The sequence below is a fragment of the Burkholderia sp. NFPP32 genome, from assembly GCF_900119325.1.
Taxonomy (GTDB): domain Bacteria; phylum Pseudomonadota; class Gammaproteobacteria; order Burkholderiales; family Burkholderiaceae; genus Burkholderia; species Burkholderia pyrrocinia_C.
Genome location: NZ_FPJP01000016.1, coordinates 78,578 through 99,337, shown reverse-complemented (window position 1 = coordinate 99,337; position 20,760 = coordinate 78,578). Strand labels below are relative to the sequence as shown.

The 20,760-nt window shown below is 66.5% G+C and carries 18 protein-coding genes; 6 read left to right on the top strand and 12 right to left on the bottom strand.

Annotated elements, in window-relative coordinates; genetic code table 11:
* Positions 1 to 40: 40 nt before the first annotated feature.
* From BT264_RS26115 to BT264_RS26090, 6 genes are all read right to left on the bottom strand, one after another.
* Positions 41 to 1,078, bottom strand: coding sequence for an ABC transporter permease (locus BT264_RS26115; protein ID WP_072441907.1), 1,038 nt, complete (start codon positions 1,076 to 1,078; stop codon positions 41 to 43).
* A gap of 19 nt (positions 1,079 to 1,097) precedes the next feature.
* Positions 1,098 to 2,636 (bottom strand): sugar ABC transporter ATP-binding protein, encoded by a 1,539-nt coding sequence (locus tag BT264_RS26110; protein WP_072441909.1) that lies wholly within the window; start codon positions 2,634 to 2,636, stop codon positions 1,098 to 1,100.
* 21 nt (positions 2,637 to 2,657) lie between these two features.
* Entirely contained in the window at positions 2,658 to 3,434 is a 777-nt protein-coding gene (locus BT264_RS26105) for an SDR family oxidoreductase (protein ID WP_072441911.1), read from the bottom strand.
* 67 nt (positions 3,435 to 3,501) lie between these two features.
* Positions 3,502 to 4,779 (bottom strand): L-fuconate dehydratase, encoded by a 1,278-nt coding sequence (locus tag BT264_RS26100; protein ID WP_072441912.1) that lies wholly within the window; start codon positions 4,777 to 4,779, stop codon positions 3,502 to 3,504.
* Between the two features lie 23 nt (positions 4,780 to 4,802).
* Positions 4,803 to 5,645, bottom strand: coding sequence for an ureidoglycolate lyase (locus tag BT264_RS26095; RefSeq protein WP_072441914.1), 843 nt, complete (start codon positions 5,643 to 5,645; stop codon positions 4,803 to 4,805).
* Between the two features lie 54 nt (positions 5,646 to 5,699).
* Complete coding sequence (locus tag BT264_RS26090) at positions 5,700 to 6,464, bottom strand: SDR family oxidoreductase (RefSeq protein WP_072441916.1); 765 nt, start codon at positions 6,462 to 6,464, stop codon at positions 5,700 to 5,702.
* Positions 6,465 to 7,129: 665 nt separating this feature from the next.
* Between BT264_RS26090 and BT264_RS26085 the strand changes: the two genes are divergently transcribed.
* From BT264_RS26085 to BT264_RS26075, 3 genes are all read left to right on the top strand, one after another.
* The gene (locus BT264_RS26085) at positions 7,130 to 7,420 is read left to right on the top strand and encodes a DUF3331 domain-containing protein (RefSeq protein ID WP_034180711.1); all 291 of its coding nucleotides are present in this window, start codon (positions 7,130 to 7,132) and stop codon (positions 7,418 to 7,420) included.
* Positions 7,421 to 7,587: 167 nt separating this feature from the next.
* The gene (locus BT264_RS26080; protein ID WP_072441918.1) at positions 7,588 to 8,574 is read left to right on the top strand and encodes an oxidoreductase; all 987 of its coding nucleotides are present in this window, start codon (positions 7,588 to 7,590) and stop codon (positions 8,572 to 8,574) included.
* 214 nt (positions 8,575 to 8,788) lie between these two features.
* On the top strand, positions 8,789 to 9,091 hold the full coding sequence (locus tag BT264_RS26075; protein WP_034180712.1) for a DUF4148 domain-containing protein: 303 nt from the start codon (positions 8,789 to 8,791) through the stop codon (positions 9,089 to 9,091).
* 200 nt (positions 9,092 to 9,291) lie between these two features.
* Here BT264_RS26075 and BT264_RS26070 read toward each other — a convergent pair whose 3' ends face one another.
* The 6 genes from BT264_RS26070 to BT264_RS26045 form a co-directional block, all read right to left on the bottom strand.
* On the bottom strand, positions 9,292 to 10,497 hold the full coding sequence (locus BT264_RS26070) for a TauD/TfdA family dioxygenase (protein ID WP_072441920.1): 1,206 nt from the start codon (positions 10,495 to 10,497) through the stop codon (positions 9,292 to 9,294).
* 22 nt (positions 10,498 to 10,519) lie between these two features.
* Complete coding sequence (locus BT264_RS26065) at positions 10,520 to 11,476, bottom strand: alpha/beta hydrolase (protein ID WP_072441922.1); 957 nt, start codon at positions 11,474 to 11,476, stop codon at positions 10,520 to 10,522.
* Positions 11,477 to 11,504: 28 nt separating this feature from the next.
* Positions 11,505 to 11,993, bottom strand: a complete 489-nt coding sequence (locus tag BT264_RS26060; protein WP_072441924.1) for a thioesterase family protein — start codon at positions 11,991 to 11,993, stop codon at positions 11,505 to 11,507.
* Between the two features lie 22 nt (positions 11,994 to 12,015).
* Complete coding sequence (locus BT264_RS26055) at positions 12,016 to 12,981, bottom strand: L-carnitine dehydrogenase (protein ID WP_072441925.1); 966 nt, start codon at positions 12,979 to 12,981, stop codon at positions 12,016 to 12,018.
* Positions 12,982 to 13,063: 82 nt separating this feature from the next.
* A complete protein-coding gene (locus tag BT264_RS26050; protein ID WP_072441927.1) occupies positions 13,064 to 13,993 on the bottom strand; it encodes a 3-dehydrocarnitine:acetyl-CoA trimethylamine transferase CdhC in 930 nt (309 codons plus the stop codon).
* A gap of 80 nt (positions 13,994 to 14,073) precedes the next feature.
* Positions 14,074 to 15,027, bottom strand: a complete 954-nt coding sequence (locus BT264_RS26045; RefSeq protein ID WP_072441929.1) for a choline ABC transporter substrate-binding protein — start codon at positions 15,025 to 15,027, stop codon at positions 14,074 to 14,076.
* A 707-nt stretch (positions 15,028 to 15,734) separates the two neighbouring features.
* Between BT264_RS26045 and BT264_RS26040 the strand changes: the two genes are divergently transcribed.
* From BT264_RS26040 to BT264_RS26030, 3 genes are all read left to right on the top strand, one after another.
* Positions 15,735 to 17,315 carry an isocitrate lyase gene (locus tag BT264_RS26040; protein WP_072441931.1) on the top strand — a complete coding sequence of 527 codons (1,581 nt, stop codon included), beginning with the start codon at positions 15,735 to 15,737 and terminating at the stop codon, positions 17,313 to 17,315.
* 256 nt (positions 17,316 to 17,571) lie between these two features.
* Positions 17,572 to 18,516: a GlxA family transcriptional regulator gene (locus tag BT264_RS26035; protein WP_072441933.1), complete on the top strand. Its 945-nt coding sequence runs from the start codon at positions 17,572 to 17,574 to the stop codon at positions 18,514 to 18,516.
* Between the two features lie 489 nt (positions 18,517 to 19,005).
* Complete coding sequence (locus tag BT264_RS26030; protein WP_072441936.1) at positions 19,006 to 20,718, top strand: M36 family metallopeptidase; 1,713 nt, start codon at positions 19,006 to 19,008, stop codon at positions 20,716 to 20,718.
* The last annotated feature ends 42 nt before the right edge of the window (positions 20,719 to 20,760 follow it).

Genomic DNA, 20,760 nt, shown 5'->3' with positions numbered 1-20,760 from the left:
ATGCCGGCCGAGCCGGCGGTGAAGCATCTGCGTGGGCGCGTCAGCGGCGGCGCCGGCGCAGGATGTCGACGTAGACGGCGAGGATGATGATCACGCCCGTCACGACCGTCTGCCATTCCTGCGCGACCGACATGATGCGCAGGCCGTTGGTCAGCACGCTCATGATGAACGCGCCGATGATGGTGCCGACGATGCTGCCCGCGCCGCCCGACAGCGACGTGCCGCCGATCACGACGGCCGCGATCGCATCGAGCTCGTAGCCCTGCCCGAGCGCGGGCTGCGCGGAATTCAGCCTCGACGCGATCAGGAGCCCGGCGATCCCGCACACCGCGCCGCTGAATGTGTAGACCGCGATCTTCCACGCGTCGACGTTCACGCCGGACAACCGCAGCGCTTCCTCGTTGCTGCCGAGCGCGAACGTGTAGCGGCCGAAGATCGTCCGGTTCAGCACGATCGATGCGCCGACCGCGACGAGAAACAGGATCAGCACCGCGTTCGGAATCGGCAGCGCGGGAATCAGGTTGCCGATCAGCGAATCCTGCGCAATCGACGTGAAGCCCGGCGTGTCGTTGAAATAGATCGGCCGCGTGCCCGAGATCACGAGCGACAGCCCCTTGAGCAGCATCATCATGCCGAGCGTCGCGATGAACGGCGGCACCTTCATCTTCGCGATCACGAAGCCCGACACGCAGCCGGACAGCGCGCCGAAGCACAGCGCGGCCAGGATCCCGAGCGGCAGCGGCATCCCCCACTTCGTCAGCACGACGCCGGCCATCACCGCGCAGAACGTCATCAGCGTGCCGACCGACAGATCGATGCCCGACGTGATGATCACGTAGGTACAGGCCACAGCCAGCACGCCGTTCACGGCGGTGGCCTGCAGGATCGTGACGAGGTTGTCGACTTCGAGGAAGTTCGGCGACGCGATGCTGAAGAACGCGATCAGCAGCACGAGGCTCGCGAACGCGAGCAGCTTCTGCCGCGCGGCCGGGTTGAAGAAGCGGGCGCGGAAGCCGGATGCGCCGGCCGGCGAATCGCCGGAAGCGAGGGGCGGAACGGGATGCGTATCGTTGGACATGATCGGGTAAGCGTCTGAATCAGGACAATACGGTCGACTCGCGCTGCGTCGCGAGCTGCATGATCTTTTCCTGCGTGGCGTCGGCCGCGCGCAATTCACCGGTCACGCGGCCTTCGCACATCACGAGAATCCGGTGGCTCATGCGCAGCACCTCGGGCAGTTCCGACGAGATCATCACGATCGCCTTGCCGTCGGCGGCGAGCGCGTCGAGCAGCTTGTAGATCTCGCTTTTCGCACCGACGTCGATGCCGCGCGTCGGCTCGTCGAAGAACAGGATGTCGCAGTCGCGCAGCAGCCATTTCGCGATCACGATCTTCTGCTGGTTGCCGCCCGACAGCAGCCGCGCGGGCTGCGCGACCGACGGCGTGCGGATCGCGAGCTGCCGCACGTACGCCTGTGCGGTGTCGCGCATCTTGCGCGCATCGAGAAACAAGCCGCGGCGCACGAAGCGCCGCATGCTCGACAGCGCGATGTTGTTCTGCACGTCCATCCCGACCGCGAGCCCGAAGTGCTTGCGATCCTCGGACAGGTAGCCGATCCCGTGCGCGACCGCGTCGGCCGGCGTGCGGATCGTCACGGTCTTGCCGTGCACGCGGATCTCGCCCGCGTCGACCGGGTCCGCACCGAACACCGCGCGCGCGACCTCGGTGCGGCCCGCGCCCATCAACCCCGCGAAGCCGAGGATCTCGCCGCGCCGCAGCGTGAAGCCCACATCGCGGATCGCGCGGCCGCGCGACAACCCGCGCACTTCGAGCGCGACGTCGTTCGCGGACGTATCGGGCGGCGTGCGGTGCTCCGCATCGAGCTGGCGGCCGACCATCATCGCGATGATCGCGTCCATCGACGTTTCCGCCATCGGCACCGTCGCGACGTACTTGCCGTCGCGCATCACGGTCACGCGATCGGCGATCTGGCGCAGTTCGTCCATCTTGTGCGAGATGTAGACGATGCCGACGCCGTGCGCGCGCAAATCGCGGATGATGCGGAACAGCTCGGCGATCTCCGCGTTGTTGAGCGCGGCGGTCGGCTCGTCCATGATCAGCACGCGCGAGTCGAACGACAGCGCCTTCGCGATCTCGACCATCTGCTGCTTCGCGACCGTCAGTCGGCCGACCGGCGTGCGCGGGTCGAGATCGAGCCGCATCCGTTGGAAGATCGCGGCCGCGTCGCGGTTCAGTTTGTCTTCGTCGACGAACACGCCGAAGCGGCCGCGCGGCTCGCGGCCGATGAAGATGTTCTGCGCGACGCTCAGGTGGTTCATCAGGTTCAGTTCCTGATGGATGATGCCGATCCCGAGCGCCTGTGCAGCGCGCGGATCGGCGATCTCCACCGCGCGGCCGTCCATCCGGATCTCGCCGTCGTCGCGCTGATACACGCCCGCGAGGATCTTCATCAGCGTCGATTTGCCGGCGCCGTTCTCGCCCATCAGCGCATGCACTTCGCCGGCATGCAGGTCGAAACGGCAGTCGTCGAGCGCCTGTACGCCCGGAAAGCGCTTGCCGATGCCGCTCAACGCAATCAGCGGCGGTGCGGCGTTCAGGTTCGGGTCGGGTTGCATGGGGTCGGGGTTCCGGTGCATTCAGCCGATCGCGCGGTCGAGATGCGTATAACCGCCATCGACGAACAACCACTGGCCCGTCGTGTGCGATGCGCGCGCCGACAGCAGGAACACGGTCGTATCGGCGATCTCGTCGGCCGTCGTGAAGCGCTTGCCGAGCGGCACCTTGCCGGCGATTTCGGCGAGCTTCGCATCGGGATCGTCGAAGCCGGCGAGCCAGTTCCTGTAAAGCGGCGTCATCACCTCAGCCGGGATCACCGCGTTCACGCGCACGCCGTCGTCGCGCAACGCGACGGCCCATTCGCGCGTCAACGCGAGCTGCGCGCCCTTCGATGCGCAATAGCCGCTCGTGTTGCCCTGCCCGGTGACCGCCGTCTTCGACGAGATGTTGACGATCGCGCCGCGCGCCGCCTTCAGGTGCGGCACGCAGTAGTGCGCCATCACGTAGTAGTGGATCAGGTTGCGTTCGAGCGATGCGACGAATGCGTCGCGCCCGGCGTCGAGGCCGATGCTGTCGTTGATGCCCGCGTTGTTGACGAGGCCGTCGATGCGGCCGAAACGCGCGACGGTCTGCGCGACCGCATCGCGGCATTGCGCGTCGTCCTGCAGTTCGACCGACACGCACGCGGCGTGCGGCTGCCTCTGTACAAGCTCGCGCCAGAACGCGTCGTCGGGCGTGTGGCGCGCGAACACCACCGGAATCGCACCTTCGCCGGCGAGCCGCATCGAGATCGCGGCGCCGATGCCCGAGGCACCGCCGGTCACGATCACGACCTTGTCTTGCAGGTTCAAATCCACTTCGCGTCTCCGTCGTTCATGTTGTCGCCGCGCACGACGCGCGTCGTGCAACGTGCGTCGCCGTGCTTCAGCCGCGGAACAGGTACTGCTCCAGCGATTCGGGCTTCATCTCGATCGAGAAGCCGGGCGCCGTCGGCGGCACGTACGCCGCGCCGCGCACCACGCACGGCTCGACGAAATGCTCGTGCAGGTGATCGACGTATTCGGTCACGCGCCCTTCCTTCGTGCCGGAAATGCACACGTAGTCGATCATCGACAGGTGCTGCACGTACTCGCACAACCCGACGCCGCCCGCATGCGGGCACACGGGCAGCCCGTACTTCGCGGCCATCAGCATCACCGCGAGAATCTCGTTCACGCCGCCGAGCCGGCACGCGTCGATCTGCACGACGTCGATCGCGCCGCGCGCGATGAACTGCTTGAACAGCACGCGGTTCTGGCACATCTCGCCGGTCGCGACCTGCACGGGCGCGATCGCCTTGCGGATCTTGCGATGCCCTTCGACGTCGTCGGGGCTCGTCGGCTCCTCGATGAACCACGGCCGCGCGAACGCGAGCTCGCGCACCCAGTCGATCGCCTCGTCGACTTCCCACACCTGGTTCGCATCGATCATCAGCTTGCGATCCGGACCGATTACCTCGCGCGCGATCGTCACGCGGCGGATGTCGTCCTCGAGGTTCGCGCCGACCTTCAGCTTCACGTAGTCGAACCCCGCGTCGACGGCCTCGCGGCACAGCCGGCGCAGCTTGTCGTCGCTGTAGCCGAGCCAGCCGGCCGACGTCGTGTAGCACGGGTAGCCGTCGCGCTCCAGCGTCGCGATCCGCGCGGCCTTGCCGGGCGCCTGCCGGCGCAGCAGGTCGAGCGCTTCGTCCGGCGTCAGGCAGTCGGTCAGGTAGCGGAAGTCGATCGCGCGCACCAGCTCCTCGGGGCTCATGTCGGCGACGAGCCGCCACAGCGGCTTGCCCTCCGCCTTCGCCCACAGATCCCACACCGCGTTGACGACGGCGCCGGTCGCCAGGTGGATCGCGCCCTTGTCGGGGCCGATCCAGCGCAACTGGCTGTCCGACGTGACGTGCCGCCAGAAGCGGCCCATGTCCTCGCGGATCCAGTCGAGGTCGAGGCCGACGACGAGGTGGCGCATCGCGTCGATCGCCGCGCAGCAGATTTCGTTGCCGCGCCCGATGGTGAACGTGAGCCCGTGACCTTCGAGCCCGTCGCGGTCGGTTTCGAGCACGACGTAGGCCGCCGAATAATCGGGGTCCGGATTCATCGCATCGGAGCCGTCGAGCTGGCGCGAGGTCGGAAAGCGCACGTCGAGGACGCGCATCGATCGAATGATAGGCATGACGAACCGTCCGTTAAAGGAAATCAGGCCTGCACGGTGCGCTGGCGCTGCTCGCCGAGCCCGTCGATGCCGAGCGTGATCACCTGCCCGGCGCGCAGGTAGACGGGCGGCTTCTGCCCGAGGCCGACGCCCGGCGGCGTGCCGGTGGAAATCACGTCGCCCGGCTGCAGGCTCATGAAGCGGCTCAGGTAGCTGATCAGGTGCGGCACGCGGAACACCATCGTCGCGGTCGAGCCGTTCTGGTAGCGGTGGCCGTCGACGTCGAGCCACAGCCGCAGCGCATGCGGATCGGGCACTTCGTCGGCCGTCACGAGCCACGGGCCGAGCGGCCCGAACGTGTCGTTGCCCTTGCCCTTGTCCCACGTGCCGCCGCGTTCGAGCTGGTATTCGCGCTCCGACACGTCGTTCACGACGCAGTAGCCGGCGACGTGCGACAGCGCGTCGGCTTCGTCGATATAGCGGCCGCCCTGGCCGATCACCACGCCGAGCTCGACTTCCCAGTCGGTCTTCTCCGAGCCGCGCGGGATCTCGACGTCGTCGTTCGGCCCCGAGATCGCGCTCGTCCACTTGCCGAACACGACGGGCTCCTTCGGTACCTCCATCCCCGATTCGGCCGCGTGATCGGAATAGTTGAGCCCGATGCAGATGAACTTGCCGACGCGCCCGACGCACGCGCCGAGCCGCGGCGTGCCTTCGACGAGCGGCAGCGACGACGGCGGAATGTCGCGCAGCCGCGCGAGCGAGGCCGGCGACAGCGCGTCGCCGGCGATGTCGTCGATCACGCCGGACAGGTCGCGGATGTGGCCCTGCGCATCGAGCAGGCCCGGTTTTTCATGGTGTTTGTCGCCAAATCTCAGCAGTTTCATATCGTCTGAACCGAAACGGAAAGTGAATGGGAAGGCGCGGTCAGCTTGACACGGTCAGTTTGACCAGCCGCCGTCGATCAGGTGAATGGCGCCGGTGGTAAATGCGGACTCGTCGGATGCCAGATAGGTTGCCAGCGCGGCGATCTCGTCCGCCGTACCGACGCGCCCCATCGGCTGGCGCGCGACAAATGCGGCGCGCACCGCGTCGATGGTCGTGTTCTGCGTCCGCGCCTGCTCGGCGATACGGGCCTCGAGCGAAGGCGACTCGACCGTGCCGGGGCAGATCGCGTTGCAACGAATGCCTTGACCGACAAAATCGGCGGCCACCGCCTTGGTCAGGCCGATCACGGCCGCCTTGGTGGTGCCGTACACGAAGCGGTTCGGCACGCCCTTCACGCTCGACGCGGCCGACGACATGTTGACGATCGACGCGCCGCCCGCCGCGAGCATCGCGGGCAGCAGCGTGCGGATCAGCCGGTACATCGACGTGACGTTCAGGTTCAGCGAAAACGCCCACGCGTCGTCGTCGCAGTCGAGGATCGAGCCGTGATGCACGTAGCCCGCGCAGTTGAACAGCACGTCGAACGCGCGTTCGCTCGCGGCGAGCGCCGCGACGTCGTTCGCATCGGTGACGTCGAGCCGCCGCGTGGTCAGCCGGCCGCCCGCGCGTTCGGCGTCGGCCGCGAGCCGCACGAGCGCGGCTTCGTTGATGTCGGTCGCCAGCACGTCGGCGCCCTCGCTTGCGAACCGCAGCGCGGTCGCGCGGCCGATGCCCTGCCCGGCCGCCGTCACCAGCGCCCGCTTGCCCTGCAATCTCATGAGCACCTCTCCCGTAAAAGCCGGCCGCTAGTCGGCCGATTGGCACAAAGGACTAAAGGTCCAACCAATCATAGGGAGTGATCGCGCGTTTGTCACGAATTTGGGATTCAGTATTTACCCGGGCGGGTAAATCCGGCGGATGGACAAGAATCCGGTGCTCGACCGGCCATGGCAGCGCGCTTTCGGATTCATGCAGGCCCAATGCCGGCGGGCTTCTCGGCCGGTTTTTCGCACACGCCCGGCGCGGTTGCCGCGCCAAACTGGCAAAAAAGTCATGTTCGCGTCAGGGTCTCAACGGGACGCGCGCGCCATCATGGCGTTGCCGGACCGCGCTTCCGATACATCGCCTCCCCGCCCGCGTTCGATCCCTGCGGGCACTCCGTCCCCCGGCGATGTATTCCGTGTCTGGGCGAGCAGACACGGCGCGCGGGCCGATTTTCCGCCCCGGACTTTCCGTCCGGGGCGTTTTTGTCCGTGGATCCCCAGAAAAATGAGCGTGGATTGTTTCTAAATCGGCAAAAGGTAATTTGAGCCAGACAGGATGTTTTTTCCGGTCACAGACGCTTACATTTAGCGCACCACTCATGGAACCCGCTACGGATTCGCCATCGGGTAGTGACATCCACTGCCACGACCGAACCGCACGAGCTTTAGGAAACGGCAAAATGAAGGCCTCCCAATCCCTGCCTGTGCTCGATCCCCCCGACGTCCACGTCGAAATCCTCGAACAGTCCGATACGCTGCTCGTCGTCCGCTGGGTCGAACCCGGCCGCTGTCACTACGGCGAACAGCGCTGGCGCCGCCGCTTCGCGCAGCGCACCGGCACCTGCGCACTGTCGCGCCAGGTCATCCATCGCGGCGACGAAGTCTTCCGCCCGGCCGAACGCCCGGCGCCCGCGAACGCGGCCGCGATGATCTCCGCCGCCGAAGTGCTCGGCCTCGCCGGGGGCAGGTAAATCCTGCCAGCCGCGTACCGCGGCCCGCTGCACCACGCCGCGCGTCGACCCTAGAAGCGCCGGTCTAATTCCCCCGCTTGTCTGCCACGTCCGCACGCACTATCGTTACACCACTCAATGTAACGATTACGTGCCGCGGTCGTTCGGCCGTGCCGATGGAGGCAGACATGCATGCATGGAGCGCGCGCCACGTCCCGGCGCAGGGCGGCAAGGTCGCGGTCGTGACCGGCGCCAACAGCGGCCTCGGCTGGCAGCTCGCGGAAACGCTGGCCGCAAAAGGCGCGACCGTCGTGATGGGCTGCCGCGACGCCGCGCGCGCCGCGCAGGCCGCCGATGCGATCCGCCGGCTCCATCCCGATGCGCGTGTCGAAGTCGATGCGCTCGACCTCGCCGATCTCGCATCGATCGAACGCTTCGCGGCCGACGTGTCCGAACGCCACGGCCGCGTCGACATCCTCTGCAACAACGCCGGCGTGATGTTCCTGCCGCTGCGGCACACGCGCGACGGCTTCGAGATGCAGTTCGGCACCAACCACCTCGGCCATTTCGCGCTGACCGGCCATTTGCTGCCCGCGCTGAGCGCCGCGCGACGCGCACGCGTCGTGACGATGTCGAGCGGCTTGAACCGCGGCGGCCGGATTCGCGTCGACGACCTGCGCGCCGAGCATCGCTACAACCGTTATCTCGCCTATTGCGACAGCAAGCTCGCGAACCTCGTGTTCGCGATCGAACTGCAGCGCCGCTTCGAGCGCGCCGCGTTCGCCGGGATCAGCGTCGCCGCGCATCCCGGCTATGCGGCGACCAACCTGCAGTTCGCGGGCCCGGCGATGGACAGTTCGCCCGCCCGCGCCGCGCTGATGCGTGCCGCGAACCGTTATCTCGCGCAGCCGGCCAACCAGGGCGCGCTGCCCGCGATCCACGCGGCGACATCGCCCGATCTCGCCGGCGGCGCATATATCGGGCCGTCCGGCTGGTTCGAATCGCGCGGGCTGCCGGCGCCCGCGAGCGTGCCGCGCGCGGCGCGAGACGTGACTTCGGCGGCGCTGCTGTGGGAAGCATCGGAAGCCGCGACCGGCGTGCGCTTCCTCAGCTCGGGCGCGCCGGCCGGGCGCTCGCCGGGCCGGCCGTTCGACACGGCGGCCGAGGCGCGCTGAACCGCGCGTCACGATCCGCAACATTCTTCATACTTATTACATCAACCGGAAAGAAAGCCGGCTGAAAGACTGATTCGGCGCACCACTGTTACCGCCCAGGAAACAATTTATCGTCAAAATCAGCGTTTACCCTCAACCATCCGATGACTAAGATTTGATCAATCGCTTAAGACATGGTGTCGAGAGCGAACTCAATAAAACACCGGAGGTCATCATGAAATCGCTCGTTTCCGCAGTCGTTGCCGCTGCCGCCCTGTCCGCTTCGTTCGGCGCATTCGCGCAAAGCACCGTGACCCGCGCGCAAGTGAAGAACGAACTGGTCCAGCTCGAACAAGCCGGCTACAAGCCGGGCGTGTCGAGCCCCTACTACCCGAACGACATCCAGAGCGCGGAAGCGCGCGTTCATGGCGCCGACGCCAGCGGCTACGGCGCGCAACCGGCTCCGCTCGTCCACTCGGGCGCCCCGGCTGCCGCGGCGTCGTCGAACGCACGCGATTCGATCTTCTTCGGCCAGTAAGCCGACGCGCCCCCGGCGGGCGCCGCGCGTCGCGCGATGAAGCCGTATCCGGACGAGCCCCTTTGCGGGCTCGTCCTTTTTTGTGAAACGCATACCTCCGCCGCCCGGCAGCGGGTGGCTTCGCCCGGGCGCCTGGCGTCCGGGCCTTTTTCGTCTGCGAAGCATGCGTGTGTGCAAGATGACGCCGTGTGCGCCGCCGGTCAGCGCGGCATGGCCGCGGCAGGCACCGAACGCGACAACACCCGCCACCGCGACAGCAGTTCGTCGCGATCGACATAGCAGCCCTGCAGATGCCGGCGGCCCGTCGACGGATCGAACTCGGTGCGTGCATGCAGCACACGCCGGTTGTCGAACGCCCACATGTCGCCCGCCCGCAGGCGTCGCTGCACGCGAAAACGCGGCTCGCGCGCAAGCGCGAGAAACCGCCGGTACGCGCGATAGACAGCCGCGACCGATCCAGCCGGCGCATCGAGCGGCCCGCGCAGGAAGTTCGCGACACGCACCTCGGTCACGTTGCCGCGCGCATCGAGCCCGATCACCGGCGCCGAACAGCGGTAGTCGCTGTTCGCACTCTTGTTCCAGAACTCGAACGGCGTCGACGCAAGCTGCTCGAAATCGGCCGGATGCTCGCGCCGCAGCGCGTCTGCGAGCGCGAACCCGTCGAGGAATACGCTGTCGCCGCCCGTCGCGTCGTTTGCGAGGCAATGCAGGAACTGCACGCCCGGCTGCAATTCGCGCGTCGGCAGATCGGTATGCGGCGGCAGGTTCAGCGACGTATACGCATTGCTGTCCGGCCTCGGCTTCGATTCGACGTCGAACAGCACGCCGAAATTGCTTTCGCGGATCAGGCCGATGCGGCGCGCGATCTCGTCGACGCGGCCACGCTCGGCCGGCACGCCTTCGACGAGCGTCAGCCCGGTGCGCTGCAACGCGGCGAGCCAGGCGAGCAATGCGCCTTCGTCCTCCATCACGTCGCGCCACGCGAACACGCCGATCGCCGTCGCATCGTCGCCGGCCCACACGTGCCGCCCGTGCGCGGCCTGGCGCTCGGCGCGCGACGCGTCGTCGTACGCATGCGCGCGCAACCAGCCCGGCGACCACGCGCTGCGATGCCCGTCGTTCCACTCGACATGCAGCGCGCCGTCGGTTTCGACGTGTACGGTGAGCGCCGACAGATCCTCGCGCGCGTCGGCAATCTCGAACACCTGTTCGCGTGTGACCGCATGCACGCACGCGGTACACGCGCAGTTGTCGCGCAGCCAGTCGAAATGGAACGGCGATCGTCGCGCGTCGTTCCACTCGACGTCCAACGCTCCGTCGCCGATTGCTACCGCGGCAATGGCCGCATTGGCCGCGTCGGCGGAAAACGTCCGCCAGTCCTCGATACGGTGTTGCGCTGCCTGCATCGTTGCCTCCCGGAAACGCCCGCTACGCGTGTGGTGCGAGCAGAAACCCGCCGACCGTCCGGTGCATCCGCGCCGCCTGCGGGCTCGTCCCGAGCGCTCGCCAGCAGCCGTGCACCAGCCCCTCTCCCATCCAGTAGTGCGCAGCCCCGCCGGCCGCGCGAATCCGTTCGACATAGACTCGCGCATCGTCCCGCAGCGGATCGTGCTCGGCGCCGATCGCGAGCACGGGCGGTAAGCCGTCGAAACGCGCTGCCGCGAGCGGCACCGACGCGCGCAGCAGCGGGTTGCCGTCCGTCAGTGCGTCGGACAGGCCGCCTTCCCAATACAGCGCGCGATAGCGATGAACGTCGTCGAGCGTCAGCATCGGCGCGTGCGCTTCGGTTTCGCGCGCGGGCGATTGCGGTTCGAACCCGAGCATCGGATAGACGAGCACGATGCCGTCGATGCCGCCTTCGCCCGCATCGCGCAGTGCGGTCGCAACGGCCGCCGCGAGCATGCCGCCCGCACTGTCGCCCGCAAGCGTCAGCGGATACACGCACGGCCCGAACGGCCAGCGCGCATCGCGCGCGGCGCGTGTGACGGCAAGGCAATCTTCAAGAGCAGCCGGTGCGCGGTGTTCAGGCGCCAGCCGGTAGTCGACCGCGATCACGTCAAGCCCCGTGTCGGCCGCCAGTTGCGCGGTGATCAGCGCATGGCTGTCGAGCGAGCCGACGACGAAGCCGCCGCCATGAAAAAACAGCACCGTGCCGCGCGGCGTACCGTGCGCGGCCGTGTAGCGCCGCAGTGCGATCGCGCGTCCATCGGGTACATGCCACACGACATCCTGCTGCACGATGCCGGCCGGCAGAGCCGCCGGTGTCCACTCGGCCGCGAAGCGGTCGTAGAGGCGGCGCTGCTCGTCGGGCGAGCGCGCCGCCGCGTCGGCCGGATACCACGCGTCGACGGCTGCGACGAACGCCGCGATTTCCGGTTCGAGCATCGCGTGCCTCCGCGGTTGAAGATCGACGCTAGCGGCGCGGCGGCAGCCCGATCACGCGGCCCGCATACGCAGGCGCCGCGCAATCGCGCTGCAACGCATGAAGCTCGGCCACGCGCGCGGCGACGTCTTCGTCAAACGGCGCCGACTTCGCGCCGTCGCGCGTATCGACGTGCAGCAGCATCTGCTCGCTCGCCGATACCGCGTCGTCATGCCCATCCGCGAACAGTTCGAGATACAGGTGCAGCCGCTTCGCGTCGTGCGCGAGCACACGCGCATCGACGCGCACCTGCGTGCCCTCCTTGATCTCGTGCAGGTAGTTCACGTGCGCTTCGAGCGTATAGACCGAGCGGCCCCGCTCGCGACGCGCGGCGTCGTCGAGGCCGATGCGATCCAGCAGCGCATCGGTCGCGAAGCTGAAGATCAGCAGGTAGAACGCATCGCGCAGGTGGCCGTTGTAGTCGACCCATTCGGGCCGCACCACGTCGCGGTAAATCGTCAGCGGGGTATCGCCCGTCATCGCCTGTCCTTAGGGTCTGTTACTAGTCCTCGAATCGCATCCCGTGCCGCGCCTTCACCGCGGCGATCGACTTCAGCACCTCGGTGATGCACTCGTCGCGATAGCGTTCGAGCTCCTTGATGCTGCGCGTGCCCTGCTGTTCGGTCGTGCCTTCGACGACGCTGTCGATCAGCGCGTCGGTGAGCGTCGGCGCGACCAGCTTCGTCCACGGCAGTTCGAGCGCAGGGCCGAACTGCTGCATGAAGTGTCGCATGCCCGCATCGCCGCCCGCCAGCGTGTAGGTCAGGAACGTGCCCATGAACGACCAGCGGATGCCCGCGCCGAAACGGATCGCGTCGTCGATCTCGCCGGTCGTCGCGACACCTTCGTTGACGAGGTGCAGCGCCTCGCGCCACAGCGCTTCGAGCAGCCGGTCCGCGATGAAGCCCGGCACTTCCTTGCGCACGTGCAGCGGCCGCATGCCGAGCTTGCGATAGATCTCCATCGCCGCTTCGACCGCTTCCGGCGACGTGCGCTCGCCGCCGAGCACCTCGACGAGCGGCAGCAGGTAGACCGGATTGAACGGATGGCCGACCACGCAGCGCTCCGGATGCGTCGCACGCGCGTAGAAATCCGTCGGCAGCAGCCCCGACGTCGACGACGCGATGATCGCGTCGGGTTTCGCCGCGCGGCTGATCTGCTCATGCAGTTCGAGCTTCAGCGCCTCGCGCTCGGGCGCGCTTTCCTGGATGAAATCGGCATCGGCGACGCACGCTTCGATCGTCGACACGAAACGCAGCCGCGCGGGATCGGCGCCCGGCGCGAGGCCGACGCGCTCGAGCGCGGGCCACGCATTCGCGACGTTCGCACGCAGCCGTTCTTCCGCGCCCGGCGCGGGGTCCCATACGACCACGTCCAAACCGTGCGCGAGCGCGCGGGAAATCCACCCGCTGCCGATCACGCCGGTGCCGATGGCGGCGAACGTCTTGATGTCGGTCTTCACAGCCATGTCAACGCATCCTTCAATTCAAGGGAAATCGGTGGGCGGCCGTGCCTGTGCGCGCCGCCGTCTCGTATCGGTCAGGAAAAACTCAAGCGAATTCGGCGATCGCACGGCGTTCGAGCGGACGCTCGCCTCGTGCGGGCAGGCCGAGCTTGCTGCGGCCTTCGGCCGGCGTCAGCACGCGGGCGCCGAGCCGTTCGACGATCTCTCTCGCGCGCTCGACGAGCGTGCCGTTGGTCGCATGCACGCCGCGGTCAAGCCAGATGTTGTCCTCGAGGCCGACGCGCACGTGGCCGCCGAGCAGCATCGCCTGCGCGACCATCGGCATCTGCATGCGGCCGATCCCGAAGCCGGCCCAGTGCGCGCCCGGCGGCAGGTTGTCGACCATCGCCTTCATCGTGCCCGTATCGGCCGGCGCGCCCCACGGAATGCCGAGGCAAAGCTGGAACAGCGGCGGATCGTCGAGCAGCCCTTCCTTCAGCAACTGCTTCGCGAACCACAGATGGCCCGTATCGAAGATCTCCAGCTCCGGCTTCACGCCGAGCTCCTGGATGCGCTTCGCGCCGGCGCGCAACTGCGCGGGCGTCGACACGTAGATGTAGTCGCCGTCGCCGAAATTCAGCGTGCCGCAGTCGAGCGTGCAGATCTCGGGCAGCAGTTCCTCGACGTGCGCGAGACGCGTGAGGCCGCCGACCAGATCGGTGCCCTTGCCGAAACGCATCGGGTCTTCGCCCGGGCCGATCTCGAGATCGCCGCCCATGCCGGCCGTCAGGTTGATGATCACGTCGACGTCGGCCGAGCGGATGCGGTCGACCACTTCGCGGTACAGGTTCGGGTCGCGGCTGCCGCGCCCCGTCTGCGGATCGCGCACGTGGCAGTGCGCGACGGTGGCGCCGGCCTTCGCGGCTTCGATCGCGGCCGCCGCGATCTCCTTCGGCGTGACCGGAATCGCCGGATGCTTGCCGACCGTATCGCCCGCGCCGGTGACGGCGCAGGTCACGATGACTTCATGGTTCATGCTGTTTGCCTCGCTTGACTCTGGTTATTTCGCATTGCTGATGTTTTTTTCGGTGCACGCGTCGTGCAACGTGCAGGCCATTACAGGCCGAGATACGCCTTGACCGCCGGCAAGCCGTCCTTGCCGTCGAACGTCTTGACGCCTGCGAGCCACGGATCGAGCACCTGCGGGTTCTTCTTCAGGTAGGCCTTCGCGGCGTCGGCCGGCTTCGTCTTGTTCATCACCGACTGCATCAGCTGGTTCTCGAGCTGCGTCGAGAAGCGCAGGTTCGTGACGAGCTTGCCCGCGTTCGGGCAGCGCGCGATGAAGTCGGGCGCCGTCAGCGTGTACACGCGCGCTTCGCCGTAGTTCGGGCCGAACGACGCGTCGCCGCCGGACAGGTAGTTCATGCTGAGCTGGATGTTCATCGGATGCGGCTCCCAGCCAAGGAACACGACCCACTTCTTCTCGCGGATCGCACGCTCGACCGTCACCAGCATTCCGGCCTCGCTCGATTCGACCAGCTTGAAGCCGCCGAGCCCGTACTGGTTCGTGTCGATCATCTTCTGGATCGTCGCGTTCGCGCTGCTGCCCGGCTCGATCCCGTAGATCTTGCCGTCGAGTTCCGCGCGGTGCTTCGCGATGTCCTCGAAAGTCTTCAGGCCGGCCTGGTATTCGTAGCTCGGCACCGCGAGCGTCGCCTTCGCGCCGGACAGGTTCGGCGTTTCGACGACGTTGATCGACTTGCTGTCGAGGAACGGCTGGAGCTGCTTCTGCTGCACGGGCCACCAGTAGCCGAGCGACACGTCGAGCTGCTTGCTCTTCAGGCCGGCGAACGAGATCGGCACCGACGCAATCGTCGTGGTCGGCTTGTAGCCGAGCGCCTCGAACACGGTCGACGCGAGCGCCGTGGTCGACGTGATGTCGGTCCAGCCGATATCCGCGAAACGCACGGTGCGGCAGGTCGCGGCATCCGTTTCGGCACGCGCCGCGTTCGTGAACGCGGCGGTCGCCAGCACGGCCGCGACAAGCGCGGCGATCTTCGTCGACTTCATGGTTCGGTTCCTCCCGGTGGGACTCGTCGCAGCCGGTGCGCGGGGTGTGCGCCGGCCTGCATCGTGGGAGTAAAAGTAACGAGCCATATTGGCCGCGAAAAGACCGGCGGCGACCTGTTCTTGACTATTTGCGACTATGAGTGGAAACCACTAGTGTTTTGGAGAGGCTTGTTGGATGGGGTTTTGCCGCGTGTTTTGGGTGAAACTGGCTTGTCCACATGCGGCGCGAGGCTTTCGATTCCGCCGGGAAGGGACGGGATGCCGATGCGGCTTCGGGCTCGAAGCTGGAGCTGCCCGGATGAATTGACCAGGTCGGCCCGGCGACTTCCACAGCGCGCTTGATCGTACGTTGGAAAGCCGTCCGTCCGTTCGTAGAAACAGACGTCTACACGATCATCCCGCGAGCAATCGTTGCTCGAACCATCGTGCTTGCCCTTCCTCCAGCAGCCGAAAGGCCGTTTCACATTGCGGAACTCGCGTCGAATTCCCGCGGCATCCCTTTTTCGCCGCTTGAAAACTTGTTTTGCATCGCAAAAATCGCTACGCATCTCATTGAAAAACAAGGGAAATTTATGTCTTATGTCTTATATAAGACATCACCCAAAGCGCATCGGGCGGCGCTACTATTCAGTCATGCAGTTCGCTTCGACATACGGAGCCCACGCTCAACCATTTACTCAAACGCGCTTTGCTCTCAGGAGATTGACATGACCCAGTATCAAGACGACATCAAGGCAGTTGCCGGTTTGAAAGAAAACCACGGCAGCGCGTGGAATGCCATCAGCCCCGAGTATGCCGCCCGCATGCGTGCCCAGAACAAATTCAAGACGGGTCTGGACATCGCGAAGTACACCGCCAAGATCATGCGTGCAGACATGGCCGCTTACGATGCCGACCCGGCGAAGTACACGCAGTCGCTCGGCTGCTGGCACGGTTTCATCGGCCAGCAGAAGATGATCTCCATCAAGAAGCATTTCAACAGCACCGAACGCCGCTACCTTTATCTGTCCGGCTGGATGGTGGCCGCGTTGCGCTCCGAGTTCGGCCCGCTGCCGGACCAGTCGATGCATGAAAAAACCTCCGTCAGCGCGCTGATCCGCGAGCTGTACACGTTCCTGCGCCAGGCCGATGCCCGTGAGCTGGGCGGCCTGTTCCGCGAGCTGGATGCAGCCGAAGGCGCTGCGAAGGCTGCCATCCAGGAAAAAATCGACAACCACGTGACGCACGTCGTGCCGATCATCGCCGACATCGACGCGGGTTTCGGCAACGCGGAAGCCACGTACCTGCTGGCCAAGCAGTTCATCGAAGCGGGCGCATGCTGCATCCAGATCGAAAACCAGGTGTCCGACGAGAAGCAGTGCGGCCACCAGGACGGCAAGGTCACCGTTCCGCACGAGGACTTCCTCGCGAAGATCCGCGCGATCCGCTACGCGTTCCTGGAACTGGGCGTGGACGACGGCATCATCGTGGCCCGCACCGACTCGCTGGGCGCCGGCCTGACCAAGCAGATCGCCGTGACCAGCACGCCGGGCGACCTGGGCGACCAATACAACTCGTTCCTCGATTGCGAAGAACTGTCGGCCGACCAACTGGGCAACGGTGACGTCGTCATCAAGCGCGACGGCAAGCTGCTGCGTCCGAAGCGCCTGCCGAGCAACCTGTTCCAGTTCCGCGCCGGCACGGGCGAAGCACGCTGCGTGCTGGATTGCGTCACCGCACTGCAGAACGGTGCCGACCTGCTGTGGATCGAAACCGAAAAACCGCATATCGCACAGATCGGCGGCATGGTCAGCGAGATTCGCAAGGTCATCCCGAACGCGAAGCTGGTGTACAACAACAGCCCGTCGTTCAACTGGACGCTGAATTTCCGCCAGCAGGCGTATGACGCGATGAAGGCCGAGGGCAAGGACGTGTCGGCATACGACCGCGCGCAGCTGATGAGCGTGGAATACGATCAGACCGAACTGGCGGCGCTCGCTGACGAGAAGATCCGCACGTTCCAGGCAGATGCATCGCGCGAAGCCGGTATCTTCCACCACCTGATCACGCTGCCGACGTACCACACCGCCGCGCTGTCGACCGACAACCTGGCGAAGGAATACTTCGGCGACCAGGGCATGCTGGGTTATGTGGCCGGCGTGCAGCGCAAGGAAATCCGTCAGGGCATCGCCTGCGTGAAGCACCAGAACATGTCCGGCTCGGACATCGGCGACGACCACAAGGAATATTTCAGCGGCGAAGCGGCGCTGAAGGCGGCGGGTAAGGACAACACGATGAACCAGTTCTGATATCGGTCATACCCGAAGCGAAACGCCAGCCCAGCCGGGTTGGCGTTTTTTTTCATTCGGGAAGTCGTTCCGGCGAACTTCCGTCGATCACCGCGCGCCGGTCCGTGCGCGCCGCAAAAAACGCGCTGAAGACGAGCGAAACCCGCGATAATCTTCCGCTGACCGTTCGGCGCCTGCGAGCCGGCCGCGGCGTGTGTCCGTCCGTTCGCAATCCCGTGCGATGTGCGACGACCACCGGATTCCATCCCCTGCCCCGATGCCCGAGGATTTCCACTTCCTGCTGCTGCCCGGCTTCTCCGCACTCGGCTTCATGTCCGCGGTCGAGCCGCTGCGCGTCGCGAACCGCTTCCGCACCGAGCTTTACCGCTGGCACGTGATCAGCGCCGACGGTGCGCCGGTCGCCGCGAGCAACGGCATCCCCGTCGCCGCCGAAGCCGCGTGCGCGGACATCGCGCAGGTCGATACGGTGTTCGTCGTCGCGGGCTTCGATCCGCTCGTGTGTTACACGCGCGCGCTCGGCGACTGGCTGCGCCGCCAGCACCGGCACGGCGCGACGCTCGGCGGCATCGACACGGGCAGCTTCGTGCTCGCGGAAGCCGGGCTGTTCGACGCGTCGCAGCCGCTGACGCTGCACTGGGAAGCGCTGGCCGCGTTCCGCGAGCGCTATCCGGGCCTGAACGCGACGCAGGAGCTGTTCGAGATCGACGACCGGCGCATCACGTGCGCGGGCGGCACCGCGTCGATCGACATGATGCTCGACCTGATCGGGCGCCGGCACGGCGCCGATCTCGCGGCGGCGATCTCCGAGCAGTTCGTCGTCAGCCGCATCCGGCAGCGCTCGGACAGCCAGCGGCTCGAGATCGCCGCGCGCTACGGCGTGCACAACCGCAAGCTGATCCAGGTGATCGGCACGATGCAGCAGCACATGGAAAATCCGCTCGGCTCCGACGCGCTCGCGCAGGACGTATCGATCACGCGACGCCAGCTCGAACGGCTGTTCAGCGCGACGCTGAACGATACGCCGACGCATTTCTACCTGAACCTGCGCCTCGATCGTGCGCGCGAACTGCTGCAGCAGACCGACATGAGCATCACATCGGTGTGCGTCGCGTGCGGATTCGAATCGCCGTCGCATTTCTCGCGCACGTATCGCGCGCGGTTCGGCTTGAGCCCGCGCAGCGACCGGCGCGCGACGCGCTGATCGTCGCGGGTTTTAATCACAATCCTGCGCGGAATTGCGCGTTCCGACGGCGTTTCCCGCCGCTCGCTGAACAATGCCGGCGATCGATCGACGGACCGAAGCGATCGTCGAAAATAATTTGCAATGTCGTCGAAAATATTCTGTAACATACCTCGCAATTAGATAGGCAGCCTAACGAGACGAGAGACTGGATTCGACGCATGTCGATCCGCGCAAGGCTGCCGGCCGATATCCAACCGATATCAGTATCGATCCGAGGGGTCTGACATGACGATGCTCGCTTCGCCGTCGCCGAACCTGCCTGCCGTTCGCTTCCTCACCCCTGCTCCCGCCCGTTTCTTCTCGACCTGACATTTAGGTTTCCTTAGTCAGTCGACGCTCCCAACACCGCTTCGCCGCACCGGCTCCATCGAGCCGGCGCGCGGGCCGTGTCGTGCCTGCGCGCCACGAGTGCGCGGGCGTGTCCAACCGTTGAGATGAGGATCACGTATGCAGACATCACGCAAAGCATTGCCGCTCGCCCTGAGCCTTGCGCTCGGTTTCGGCATCGTCGGCGTCGCCGCGGCCGATACGAAGGTCTCGAATCCGCAGGCAGCGAGCCTGCGCGAAAGCCTGACGCGCGGCGTCGCACCGCCCGCCGCGAAAGCCGATACGGCCACCGGGCAGTTCCGCGCGGACGGCGTTGCCGTCACGCTGTACAACCCCGCGTATCGCGTGAAGAAGGCCGCCGCGACGCCCGCTGCAACCGCGCGCGACTTCGTCGCAACTCAGGCGACGCAGCTCGGGCTCGACGCGGCCGCGCTCGCGAGCCTCGTCGTCACGTCGGAGCGCGACGATGCCGACTTCACTGTCGTGCGCCTGCAGCAGCAGGCCGCCGGGCTGCCCGTGTACGGCAGCGACATCGCAGTGACTGTCGCGAAGGACGGCCGCATCCTGTACGTTGCGAGCAACACGATCAACGGCGTGGTCGCGACGTCGCGCAAGTCGCAGGCCGTCGACCAGCAGCAGGCACTCGACCGTGCGCGCGCGTATCTCGGCGTGAGCGGCTTCACGAATCTCGACGCGCAGCTCGTCGCGTTCGTCGACAAGGCCGGCACGCACACCGCATGGAAGGTGCGCGGCCGCCCGCAGGACGGCCCGAAGGGCGACTGGGAACTGCTGATCGACTCGGGCAGCGGCGAAGTGCTGCGCGCCGAGGACAAGGCGTTCTATGCCACCGACGGCACGGGCTTCGTGTTCCGCCCGGATCCGCTGTCGCCGACGAAAAGCAGCTACGGCAGCACCGGCTACAAGGACAGCAGCGACGCCGATTCGACTCAGCTCACGGCCGCGCGCGTGCGCGTGACGCTGAAGGATCTCGGGCAATCGGGCGCGCGCTACGCGCTGTCGGGCCCGTATGCGGCGTGCGTCGATTTCGATGCGCCGCGCGACAACGCGTGCCCGCTGCAGTCGACTCCCGCGTTCGAGTTCACGCGCGGCAACCTGTATTTCGAGGCTGTGAACGCGTACTACCACATCGACACGTTCCTGCGCTACGTGAACCAGACGCTCGGCATCAAGGCGTTGCCGTACCAGTACACGGGCGGCGTGCAGTACGATCCGCACGGCGAATCGGGCGACGACAACTCGTCGTACTCGTCGAGCAGCGGCCGGCTGACCTTCGGGCAAGGCGGTGTCGACGATGCGGAAGATGCGGACGTCGTGATCCACGAACTCGGCCACGGCATCCACGACTGGGTGACCAACGGCGGCCTGTCGCAGCAGGAGGGGCTGTCCGAAGGCACCGGCGACTATCTCGCCGCCGCGTACAGCCGCGACTTCAACCAGTGGAGCCCGTCCGATGCGCAGTACAACTGGGTCTTCAACTGGGACGGCCACAACGAGTACTGGGGCGGCCGCGTGACCAACTGGAACGTCGGGCGCACCTATGCGCAGGCGCGCGGTGCCGAGATCCACACGGCCGGCCAGTACTGGGCATCGTGCAACCTCGTCGCGCGCGACGCGATCGGCGCGCAGGCGATGGACAAGGCGTTCCTGAAGGGGCTGTCGATGACCAACGGCTCGACCAACCAGAAGGCCGCCGCGCAGGCCGTGCTGACGGCCGCGGCCGCGCTCGGCTACAGCAGCGCGCAACTCACGGCGATCGGCAACGCGTACAACAAGAGCTGCACGTACGGCGTGACCGTGCCGCAGAAATCGTAATTCCGCAGCAGGCGGGGGCGCATCGCACGACCTGCGGCGCGC

Excerpts from the sequence above, each read along its gene's own strand:
- BT264_RS26070 (WP_072441920.1), bottom strand. The coding sequence starts at position 10,497 with ATGCAGGCAGCGCAACACCGTATCGAGGACTGGCGGACGTTTTCCGCC.
- BT264_RS26110 (WP_072441909.1), bottom strand. The coding sequence starts at position 2,636 with ATGCAACCCGACCCGAACCTGAACGCCGCACCGCCGCTGATTGCGTTG.
- BT264_RS26065 (WP_072441922.1), bottom strand. The coding sequence starts at position 11,476 with ATGCTCGAACCGGAAATCGCGGCGTTCGTCGCAGCCGTCGACGCGTGG.
- BT264_RS26040 (WP_072441931.1), top strand. The coding sequence starts at position 15,735 with ATGACCCAGTATCAAGACGACATCAAGGCAGTTGCCGGTTTGAAAGAA.
- BT264_RS26080 (WP_072441918.1), top strand. The coding sequence starts at position 7,588 with ATGCATGCATGGAGCGCGCGCCACGTCCCGGCGCAGGGCGGCAAGGTC.
- BT264_RS26055 (WP_072441925.1), bottom strand. The coding sequence starts at position 12,981 with ATGGCTGTGAAGACCGACATCAAGACGTTCGCCGCCATCGGCACCGGC.
- BT264_RS26050 (WP_072441927.1), bottom strand. The coding sequence starts at position 13,993 with ATGAACCATGAAGTCATCGTGACCTGCGCCGTCACCGGCGCGGGCGAT.
- BT264_RS26060 (WP_072441924.1), bottom strand. The coding sequence starts at position 11,993 with ATGACGGGCGATACCCCGCTGACGATTTACCGCGACGTGGTGCGGCCC.
- BT264_RS26085 (WP_034180711.1), top strand. The coding sequence starts at position 7,130 with ATGAAGGCCTCCCAATCCCTGCCTGTGCTCGATCCCCCCGACGTCCAC.
- BT264_RS26075 (WP_034180712.1), top strand. The coding sequence starts at position 8,789 with ATGAAATCGCTCGTTTCCGCAGTCGTTGCCGCTGCCGCCCTGTCCGCT.
- BT264_RS26035 (WP_072441933.1), top strand. The coding sequence starts at position 17,572 with ATGCCCGAGGATTTCCACTTCCTGCTGCTGCCCGGCTTCTCCGCACTC.
- BT264_RS26100 (WP_072441912.1), bottom strand. The coding sequence starts at position 4,779 with ATGCCTATCATTCGATCGATGCGCGTCCTCGACGTGCGCTTTCCGACC.
- BT264_RS26095 (WP_072441914.1), bottom strand. The coding sequence starts at position 5,645 with ATGAAACTGCTGAGATTTGGCGACAAACACCATGAAAAACCGGGCCTG.
- BT264_RS26030 (WP_072441936.1), top strand. The coding sequence starts at position 19,006 with ATGCAGACATCACGCAAAGCATTGCCGCTCGCCCTGAGCCTTGCGCTC.
- BT264_RS26115 (WP_072441907.1), bottom strand. The coding sequence starts at position 1,078 with ATGTCCAACGATACGCATCCCGTTCCGCCCCTCGCTTCCGGCGATTCG.
- BT264_RS26090 (WP_072441916.1), bottom strand. The coding sequence starts at position 6,464 with ATGAGATTGCAGGGCAAGCGGGCGCTGGTGACGGCGGCCGGGCAGGGC.
- BT264_RS26045 (WP_072441929.1), bottom strand. The coding sequence starts at position 15,027 with ATGAAGTCGACGAAGATCGCCGCGCTTGTCGCGGCCGTGCTGGCGACC.